Raw genomic sequence first — 10,102 nt, 5'->3', positions numbered from 1 at the left:
GAGTGCCAACATTGATACTTATTTTACCAGTTACAGACAGCGATTGCGACAAGAACACCGTGTTTTTTGGACCTGATGTCTTTAATGTCAGGAAAAGTCTATGAAACTGCCGTTTAGTATCATCTCTTTGCGCTCTGATTTAGTGTTTTGATAGTCAACCGTCAACTGTGCCAAAAGCTGCACAATAATATCTTGCTGAATCGCTAACTTGTTTTGAACTTGTGTCATATTTCTATCGCTTTTTATCTCAAATCCGCTCTTCATCGGAATGATTATTAGCCTAAATTAGGACACGGCAGTGCCCATTGGTGTCAACTTAAGGCTGAAAGCCCGCCAAGTCCGTTAGTCATCCCACAAGTCCGCCAGGGGTTAAAACCCCTGTCTAATAGAAGACAGTCGGTTGAAACCGACGGTCGATTTGCCCCAAACCAATATACATCAACTAACTCTTCAGTCCTCTTTGAGAGGACTTTCGCTATAAGACAGGGGTTTAAACCCCTGTCTGACTATCGGTTTGACCTTAAGTTGACACCAATGGGCAGTGCCGTTTCTCTACAAGAAATCTGCGGTTAAATCATTCCGATCCAATCAGAATTGATATTACCCCTTAACAACCGCCCACTGAGTCACCGGTGCAAGCGGCTTCCAACCCTGAAAAGAACCGATCGCACCAACCCGCTGAATCCCAATTCTAATCAGTTCCCCACCGTGCAAAGAATGCCATTGCAAAACTTTCAATTCGCTCTCAATTGTCACCGCATTCACCACCAAACGCCCGCCCTTATCCAAAGCATTCCAACAGTTGTCCAGTAAAGCTTCTGCGGTGACACCGCCACCGATGAAAATAGCATCTGGTTGAGGCAAATTTGCCAAAGCTGATGGCGCTTCTCCCGCCACAATTTGAAGTTCCGAAACACCCAAATTAGAGGCATTTTCAGCGATGTATTGCAGTCGAGTAGGATGGCGTTCGATCGCGATCGCCCGACAACCCCGATGACTCCGCATCCATTCAATGGCGATCGAGCCACAACCCGCACCCACATCCCACAGCAACTCACCCGGAATTGGCGCTAACGTTGACAGAGTAACCGCTCGAATCTCCCGCTTGGTAAGTTGTCCATCGTGCAAATAAGCAGCATCTGGTAAACCGGAAGTGCGAGGGAAAATTAGAGTTTCGCGATCGGCTGCAACTACAATCGCGATCGCATTCAAATCAGCCAAATCCGGCACATTCCAGGCTGCTGCGACCCCCTCGCTCCGCCGTTCCGAAGCCGCTCCCATCCGCTCGAACACCGTCATCAAACTGCTACCAAACCCCCGCTGTGTCAACAATTCAGCAACCTTTCCCGGAGTGTGTCGATCGGCACTTAAAACTAACAACCGCGCCCCCGGATATAGAGAAAGGGCGATGGAGGCTACTGGGCGGTTTGTCAAACTGAAAGTCTCAACCGCATCCAAAGCCCAACCCAGACGGGCGCAGATGAGACTGAAGGCTGATGCTGCGGGAATTATCATCATTTCGGCGATCGGAATCCGGCGCGACAGGGTGACACCAATCCCGTGACACATCGGATCGCCACTAGCTAGCACGCAAATCGACTCTCCCTGGCGACGGATAATCTCATCGACTGTGGCTTGTAAAGGTGAAGCCCAGAGTAATTTTTCCCTGGTGTCGTCGGTGGGTAGCATGGCTAGGTGACGGGCACCGCCGACAACAACTCGAGCGCGATCGAGCAGGGTACGGGCGATCGAACTCAATCCCGATAATCCATCTTCCCCAATCCCCACCACCGAAAGCCATTTGTCTACCATCAGCCCTACTCCTGCAATTTTTGCCACTCAGCATGAATCTATTTCCAGCATATTGGACAACAGCCAGTTGACTAATTGACTACAGCTAAAAACTAAATCGCCTGGTTGGCAACTTCCTTGATACAAGCTTTCCAGCCATTTCAGCATTTAGGTAAGTCACCAAAGACAAGCCACATAGAAAAAGTGACACTTTTAGTTGTTTAGTAATTCGTCTTTTTCCCTAAAGTTTAAGTAGAGGCAAACAAAACACCTAAAACGTTCAGCCTTTTATTTATATTACTTACAACGGGGTCTTTACTATGAAATACCTAAATATTTTAACCTTAATGTTTTTCTGGACTACTCTCAGCATCACCTCTCCAGTTAAACCCGATGAATTGCCAGCCTTTACTAATTCTAATAATGTGAATTCTCAGGAACAAATTTTAACTCCTAGAAATATCGAGGGAGAAACTCAGCCGACGGAATATCAACAAGATACAATGATGTTTGGAGATATTTTACCTGTGGCTACCTTTGGTTTGTCATTGGTTTGTTTTTGTTTTAACTCCCCTACGGAACCTGATTGAAAACTAGGCGATTTTTCATTACTCAAGGCAATTAGGCGAGGGGGAATTTGTTAAGAAAATTGAGGGTTTTGGTTTTGGGGTGCAAAAATGTGATACCTTTTTTAAACCTGAAAGCGGGAAAGTCCGGTGCAATTCCGGCGCTGTGCCGCAACTGTGAAAGTCAGAATGCCGCTTTCAGGAGTGTCAATTGAGATTCCCTGCGTCGCACGGGGAGGAGTTTCTTTGTTAGTTTTGAATGAATTACCGACTTGTCCGGGCTTATTTTCTGGTTCCAGAGCCAGAGATGGAATATTATCGAGGATGCGGATTCCGGGGGGAATTTTAAATGTAGCGCAGTGTGGGGCGATCGCGGATTTAGTCGATCGATACGGTACGGGCTACGTGCAAGTAACAAATCGCGCGAATTTGCAAATCCGAAACTTGAACTCGGCAATTTCTGCTGAAGTCTGGCAGAATTTGCAAGCATTGGGATTAGCATCTCGCTTAGTTGAAATTGACCCGATTCGCAATATTATGGCCAGTCCGACAGTGGGTATCGATCGCCAGCAATTACTCGATACTCGCCCGCTAGTTAAAGATTGGGATGATTATCTGCAAACCCATCTCGAACTTGCGGAACTTTCGCCTAAATTCAGTGTCGGTTTTGACGGCGGAGAATCGGTTTCGATCCGCGCTATTCGCAACGATATTTTATTAGCAGCAGAAAGGCGATCTGCTGATTCAAAAATCGTGCTGCGGCTGTATTTAAACGGCGACACAGGGATTATAATTCAAGAATCGCAATGTATTTCATTATTAGCAGCCATCGCTAGCGTTTATCTTCAATACACAAAAAATAAGCCTCGAATTGAAGGTAAAAAACCGCGTTTACGTCACCTGCTGGCAGATTGGGGTGTGGAAAAATATCTCGAACAGATACAGCATAATTTACCTTTTGTATTGCAGCAAAGCTCGATCGCTCCGTCTGAAAAGTCGATCGCCCGTTACCAGCATCTCGGCATTCACCCCCAGCAACAATCCGGTTTTTCCTACATCGGCATCGCCCTGCCGCTAGGCTGGCTAAAATCGCAGCAATTGCGAGATTTGGCAAATTCAGCCCAAAACTTCGGCGGAGGCACTCTGAGGCTCACGCCTTGGCAAAATCTGTTGATTTCTGACATCCCGAACCACCGCCTTAGCGAACTCGAAAAGTCGATCGCCCGTTTGGGATTGCACTCATCCGGAACCAATCTAGACTCATGTTTAGTTGCTTGTGCCGGCAACACTGGCTGTGCATCGGCGATGACAGATACCCAAAGTCACGCCCTAGCAATGGTGCAGGATTTAGGGCAAAAATTAAAGATCGATCGCCCAATTAACATTCATTTCAGCGGCTGCGAAAAATCCTGCGCCCAACATTCTCCCATTGATATAACGTTAGTGGGAATTCAGATGAGGCAGGGAAAGGAGACGATCGCAGGTTACGACATTTACGCAGGTAAAACAGACTCACCCTTTGGGCGACAAATTTTCCAGGGCGTGAGTGTGGATCAGATATCGAGTTCGATCGCCCAAATGCTACGAATATATCAACAATTGCGATCGCCAGACGAATCCTTGGGCGAATTTGTAGATCGAAGTGCGATCGACCAATTGCAGCAATTGCTTAACCCCAAAAAACCAAACCACAAGTGAACCTCTTTCTTCCTCTTTCTTCCTTCGCGCCCTTAGCGCCTTCGCGGTTCATTCAAAAAAGATCCAGTTTTAAATAATGCTTGACTATATTAAAGACGGAACAGAAATCTACACCAAATCCTTGGGCGAATTTGTAGATCGAAGTGCGATCGACCAATTGCAGCAATGGTTTAAGAGCGAGTCCGGTTAATCAATTTCCAGTTTCCGGCTTGAGTCTGCTCGATCGGCTTTTACCAATAGTCCTAGACGCAAAAAACCCGGTTTCTCTGAAAAATCGTCGATAGATCCGAGATATATTGACGCAGAAACCGGGTTTTTGGCCGCGCGTCCCTAAAATCCTTCTAACGCGCTATTATTGACACAAATATGGTGCGTTTTGACTTCGCGTTAATTTTTCGCAAAAAAATCAATATGCTCTCCATTCCAGGCGTAGCCGTTGTAACACTTCTCTATGAAAGTGCCAACTCCCTCGTTTACCGGGCCATTCGGGAAGCAGATAACCAGCCACTTATCCTCAAACTTCTCAAAGACAGTTACCCCACACCTCAAGAATTGGTGCGCTACCGCACCGAATACCGCATTACCCGAAAGTTGAAAGAGGCGGGAGTCGTGCAAGTTTATGACTTGCAAAAATACCAAAACACCCTCGTGATGTTTCTGGAGGACTTTGGCGGCGAATCCTTGAAAATATGGATGCAGCAGCGCAAGTTTAACCTAAAGGAGTTTCTGCAAATTGCGATCGCCACCACTGAAACTTTAGGAAAAATTCACGCGGCAAATATTATACACAAAGATATTAACCCCTCAAATATTGTTTACAACCCAAAAACGGAACAATTAAAAATTATTGACTTTGGCATTTCCACTCAGCTAAGCAGAGAAACACCGACTCTGAAAAACCCAGGCATTCTGGAAGGAACCCTCGCTTACATCTCACCAGAACAAACCGGGAGAATGAATCGTACTCTCGATTACCGGGCTGATTTTTACTCCCTCGGTGTCACATTTTACGAATTGCTGACAGGAAAACTGCCTTTCGAGACAGAAGATGCTTTAGAGTTAGTTCACTGCCATATTGCCAGACAGCCAGTTACCCCCCAGGAAATCGAGCCAAATATTCCTCTGATTATCTCCCAAATAGTTATTAAATTGATGGCGAAAAATGCCGAAAATCGCTATCAAACTGCATTAGGATTGAAGCACGATCTAGAAAATTGTCTCGTTCAATTACAAGCAACGGGTAACATTGAGCAGTTTGCCTTGGGAAAGCGGGATATTACAGACCGTTTCTCGATCCCAGAAAAGCTCTACGGCAGAGAAACTGAAGTTTCCAATCTATTAGCAGCCTTTGAACGAGTTGCATCAGGACGATCCCCCCAACCCCCCTTATTAAGGGGGGCTTCATCCGACTCCCCCCTGAGTAGGGGCGGTGGATGGTGCGTGCCCGCCCTAGGGGAGGAAGCGAATTTATCCGGCAGTGAACTGATGCTAGTCTCTGGCTTCTCTGGGATTGGTAAAACCGCATTAGTAAACGAAGTTCATAAGCCGATCGCCAAAGAACAGGGCTATTTTATTAAAGGCAAATACGACCAATTTCAGCGCAATATTCCTTTCTCAGCGTTTGTCCAAGCTTTTCGGGATTTAATGGGGCAATTATTATCAGAATCGGATGCTCAATTACAAATATGGAAAACCAAGATGCTCACCGCAGTAGGCAATAATGGGCAAGTCTTAATTGAGGTGATTCCTGAATTAGAACGCATCCTTGGCGCTCAACATCCAGCAATAGAATTATCGGGGAGTGCAGCACAAAATCGCTTCAATTTGCTGATGCAGAATTTTGTGCAAGTATTTACCACCGCCGAACATCCCTTAGTGATATTTTTGGATGATTTGCAGTGGGCAGATTCGGCATCTTTGAAGTTGCTACAACTATTAATGGAGGATAGGGGGCATCTGTTAGTTTTGGGTGCTTATCGGGATAATGAAGTATCGCCTACTCATCCTTTTATGTTGACGGTAAATGAGATTATTAAGTCTGGGGCAGTGGTGAATACTATTATGTTACAACCATTGAGTTTAGCAGATCTGAATCAATTGGTAGCAGATACGTTGATTTGCGATTTATCTTTGGCTCAACCCTTGACAGAATTAGTCGCTCAAAAAACTCAGGGTAATCCCTTTTTCTCGACTCAATTTCTGAAGGCATTACATGATGATGGACTAATTACTTTTGACCCCCCTCAGTCCCCCCTTAGTAAGGGGGGAAGTACAGGGGAGTCCCCCCTTAGTAAGGGGGGAAGTACAGGGGAGTCCCCCCTTAGTCAGGGGGGAAGTAAAGGGGAGTCCCCCCTTAGTCAGGGGGGAAGTAAAGGGTATTGGCAGTGCGATATTGCTCAAGCTAGACTGACTCACGCCTCGGATGTAGTGGAGTTTATGGCGGCGCAATTGCAGAAGTTGCCCCAAGAAACTCAGGATGTTCTTAAGTTGGCGGCTTGTATTGGAGCGCAGTTTGATTTAGATACATTGGCAGTTGTCAGTGAAGAATTACCAGAAAAAACGGCATTATCACTCTGGAAAGCTTTGGAAGAAGAACTGATTTTACCGATTCACGAAAATTATAAATTTTTTATTCCAACAGAGGCTCAATTCAAGACTGATTCTATTTCCAATCCAACTTATCGCTTTCTACACGATCGCGTCCAGCAAGCGGCTTATTCATTGATTCCTGATGGCCAGAAACCAGCCACTCATCTCAAAGTTGGACAATTGCTGCTACAAAGTTCCTCAGAGATGGAAAGAGAGGAAAAACTGTTTGATATTGTCGAGCATTTGAATTTGGGGCAGGAGTTGATCGCCCAAGCAAATGAGCGGGAAGCCTTAGCTCAACTTAACTTAAAAGCTGGACAGAAAGCTAGAAATTCTACCGCTTACGCTGCGTCAAAAGTTTATTTGCAAATAGGAATTGAATTACTAACAGATAACTGTTGGCAAAGTCAATATGAATTGACGCTAAATCTTTATGTTACCGCTGCCGAAGTTGCTTATTTGAATGCTGACTTTGATGGTATGGCGCAGATAGCCGCAGAGGTTTTGCAAGCAGCCCGAACAATTTTAGACAAAGTTAAAACTTACGAAATTTTAATTACTGCCCAGACAGCTCAGAACAAGATGTTGGAGGCGATCGCAGTAGGCAGAGATGCACTGGCGCAATTGGGAGTTGAACTCCCTAACGAATCCGAACAAGTTAAGATAGATCTAGCGCTACAGAGCCTTACCAGACAACTCCAAGACAGAAGGATTGAGGAACTACTTAACTTGCCCGTAATGACCGATCTTCAGATTCAAGCAGCCATGCCAATATTAGGAATATTATGGTCGCCGATTATTCAAGCCATGCCGAGTTTAACGCCACTACTGAGCTCCACGATGGTGAGTTTATCGCTCCAGTTTGGGAATTCACCTGCATCGACGATGGGGTATTTGATTCACGGTGTGGTGCTATGTTCTTTTTTGGGAGATGTCAAAACTGGCTATGGCTTTGGTAAATTGGCACTGAATTTACTCGATCGGTTTAATGCACCGGAATTTAAGTCCCAAATTCTGGCTGTATTTAGTAGCTGGATTCAGCATCACCAACAAGCTCTCAGGGCAACGATACCAATCGGTAAAAATGGCTATATGGCTGGCATGGAAACTGGCGATTTTCTATACGCTGGCTACAACCTAACCGTTTGCTTTGAGGGCACTTTGTTTGGTGGGGTAGAAATAGATACTTGGGAAGCCGAACTAGCAGATTACAGTGCTGCATTCACCCAAGTGAAGCAATATTCTGCCCAGACTCTTTTGGATATGACGTGGCAGACGACGAAAAACTTCAGGGAAACCGTGAGTACACCGGATTGTCTAATCGGCCAGGTCTACGATGAAACGGTGATGATTCCCAAGTACCATCAGGACAATGTATTCACGGCGATTGCTATGGTATACACATATAAATTAATGCTTGCTTACTTCTTTGGTAATTATCCGGCCGCCCTAGGCCACATTGCCCAAGCCAAGCCGTATTTGATGTCAGTATCGGGATTGATTTTTTTCCCCATTTTCCATTTCTATGCCGCCCTGACACACTTAGCACTTTTTTCCACCTACCCAGAAATTGAGCAAACTGAAATTTTTGCCTTAGTGGAAACTCATCAAATCACTCTGCAACAGTGGGCGCAAAATGCTCCCATGAATCATCTGCATAAATGGTATTTGGTTGAGGCAGAACGGCAACGGGTGTTGGGCCATAAAGCAGATGCAATAGACTTGTACGATCGCGCTATCTCCCTCGCTCAAGAAAATCAATTTCTCAACGAAGAAGCCCTAGCCAATGAACTAGCCGCCAAGTTCTATCTAGAATGGGGCAAAGAAAAATTTGCCAAAATCTATATGATTGATGCCTATTATGGTTATGTCCAATGGGGAGCCACTGCTAAGGTAAAGGATTTAGAAACGCGATATCCCCAGTTATTGAATGTAACTCAACCGGGAAGGAAAAACACTCAAACTAGCGTATCCATGACAACCACGGGTTCGGGTAATCACGTAGATATCACCGCAGTCATGAAAGCTTCTCAGGCGATTTCCGGCGAAATATTGCTGGATAAGCTACTGTCTAGTTTGATGAAAATTTTGATTGAAAATGCAGGGGCGCAAAGGGGATATCTGATTTTGTCAAGCCAGGAACAACTGTTAATTGAAGCTGAAGGGACAACTGATGGTGCTAGCGTCACCGTCTTACAGTCAATCTTAGTTGATAATTGTCAAGAACTTTCCTCTGCGATTGTGAATTATGTGGCTCGCACTCAAGAAAGTGTGGTACTAGATGATGCTGTGAAAGAGGGACAATTTACTAACGATCTATATATCCAAAAGCATCAGCCTAAATCAATTTTATGTGTGCCGCTGATTAATCAATCTCAAATCGTTAGTATTGTTTATCTGGAAAATAATCTGACAGCAGGAGCTTTTACGCCAGAAAGAGTTGAACTATTAAAAGTATTATCTGGACAGGCGGCTATTTCGATTCAAAATTCTAAGCTTTATACAGAAGTACGCGAAAGTGAGAAGATGCTGGCTCAACTCAATAAAGCTTACGAGCGTTTCGTCCCCAGTCAATTCCTCCAGTTTTTAGATAAATCAAGCATCATTGATGTGCAATTGGGCGACCAAGTGCAGTTGGAAATGTCGGTGTTGTTTTCCGATATTCGCGACTTCACCACGCTTTCAGAAAGTATGACACCGGAGGATAATTTCCGATTTATCAATTCCTATCTCAGTCGCATGGAACCCGTAATTAATCAAAATAATGGGTTTATTGATAAATATATTGGCGATGCGATTATGGCGCTGTTTAGCGGCGATGCAAATAATGCCGTAAACGCGGGAATTGCCATGCTGTATCGCCTTGCTGAATACAATCAAAATCGTGCTAATTCTGGTTATGCCCCGATTCAGATTGGAATTGGGATTAATACGGGTTCTTTGATGCTGGGAACGGTGGGAGGACCAAATCGCATGGACGGGACAGTCATCAGTGATGCGGTGAATTTAGCTTCTCGCGTGGAGGGATTGACGAAAAATTATGGGGTGTCGCTGTTAATCACCCAGGAAACTTATTCGCGTTTAGAAAATCCATCGAAGTACGCAATCCGCAGCCTCGACACGGTAAAAGTCAAGGGAAAATCCGAAGCGGTGACGGTTTATGAGGTGTTTGATTGCGATCGCCCAGAAATTAAAGATGGTAAGTTAGCCACGCTGGAATTGTTTGCGGAAGCTTTGGCGATTTACTCCGAAGGGAAGTTTGCTGAAGCGGGGCGGCTGTTTGCAGAGTGTTGGCATCAGAATCAGGGCGATGGCGTTGCTAAAATTTATTGGGAACGCTGTCATTCTGCATTAGGGACTCGAAAAAAAATAAAAGACCAGCCAAACAATCTAAATTAATCAGAAAAGTCCAAAACCCGATCGGTACATTAATGATATGAGAGGGATAAGTAGGTAGG

5 protein-coding genes and 1 riboswitch are annotated in these 10,102 nt (G+C 45.0%); of the genes, 3 read left to right on the top strand and 2 right to left on the bottom strand.

Annotated features, from left to right (window positions below):
- Nucleotides 1-87: 87 nt before the first annotated feature.
- Nucleotides 88-228, bottom strand: coding sequence for a hypothetical protein (locus ACBR23_RS23000; RefSeq protein ID WP_371117633.1), 141 nt, complete (start codon nucleotides 226-228; stop codon nucleotides 88-90).
- Between the two features lie 372 nt (nucleotides 229-600).
- A complete protein-coding gene (gene cbiE, locus ACBR23_RS22995; protein WP_371120504.1) occupies nucleotides 601-1,812 on the bottom strand; it encodes a precorrin-6y C5,15-methyltransferase (decarboxylating) subunit CbiE in 1,212 nt (403 codons plus the stop codon).
- A 299-nt stretch (nucleotides 1,813-2,111) separates the two neighbouring features.
- On the opposite strand from cbiE, the gene ACBR23_RS22990 reads away from it, so the two are divergent.
- From ACBR23_RS22990 to ACBR23_RS22980, 3 genes are all read left to right on the top strand, one after another.
- Nucleotides 2,112-2,381, top strand: a complete 270-nt coding sequence (locus tag ACBR23_RS22990) for a hypothetical protein (protein ID WP_341739999.1) — start codon at nucleotides 2,112-2,114, stop codon at nucleotides 2,379-2,381.
- 99 nt (nucleotides 2,382-2,480) lie between these two features.
- Nucleotides 2,481-2,624, top strand: a riboswitch (adenosylcobalamin-variant (AdoCbl-variant) riboswitch).
- The gene (cobG, locus tag ACBR23_RS22985) at nucleotides 2,604-4,055 is read left to right on the top strand and encodes a precorrin-3B synthase (RefSeq protein ID WP_371120503.1); all 1,452 of its coding nucleotides are present in this window, start codon (nucleotides 2,604-2,606) and stop codon (nucleotides 4,053-4,055) included. (Overlaps the previous riboswitch by 21 nt.)
- A 411-nt stretch (nucleotides 4,056-4,466) precedes the next feature.
- Entirely contained in the window at nucleotides 4,467-10,043 is a 5,577-nt protein-coding gene (locus ACBR23_RS22980) for an AAA family ATPase (protein ID WP_371120502.1), read from the top strand.
- Nucleotides 10,044-10,102 lie beyond the last annotated feature (59 nt).

Origin of the sequence: Microcoleus sp., assembly GCF_041354475.1 — a bacterium.
Taxonomy (GTDB): domain Bacteria; phylum Cyanobacteriota; class Cyanobacteriia; order Cyanobacteriales; family Microcoleaceae; genus Microcoleus.
Note: the sequence above shows the minus strand (reverse complement) of the source record. Positions and strands in the feature narration are given on the sequence as shown.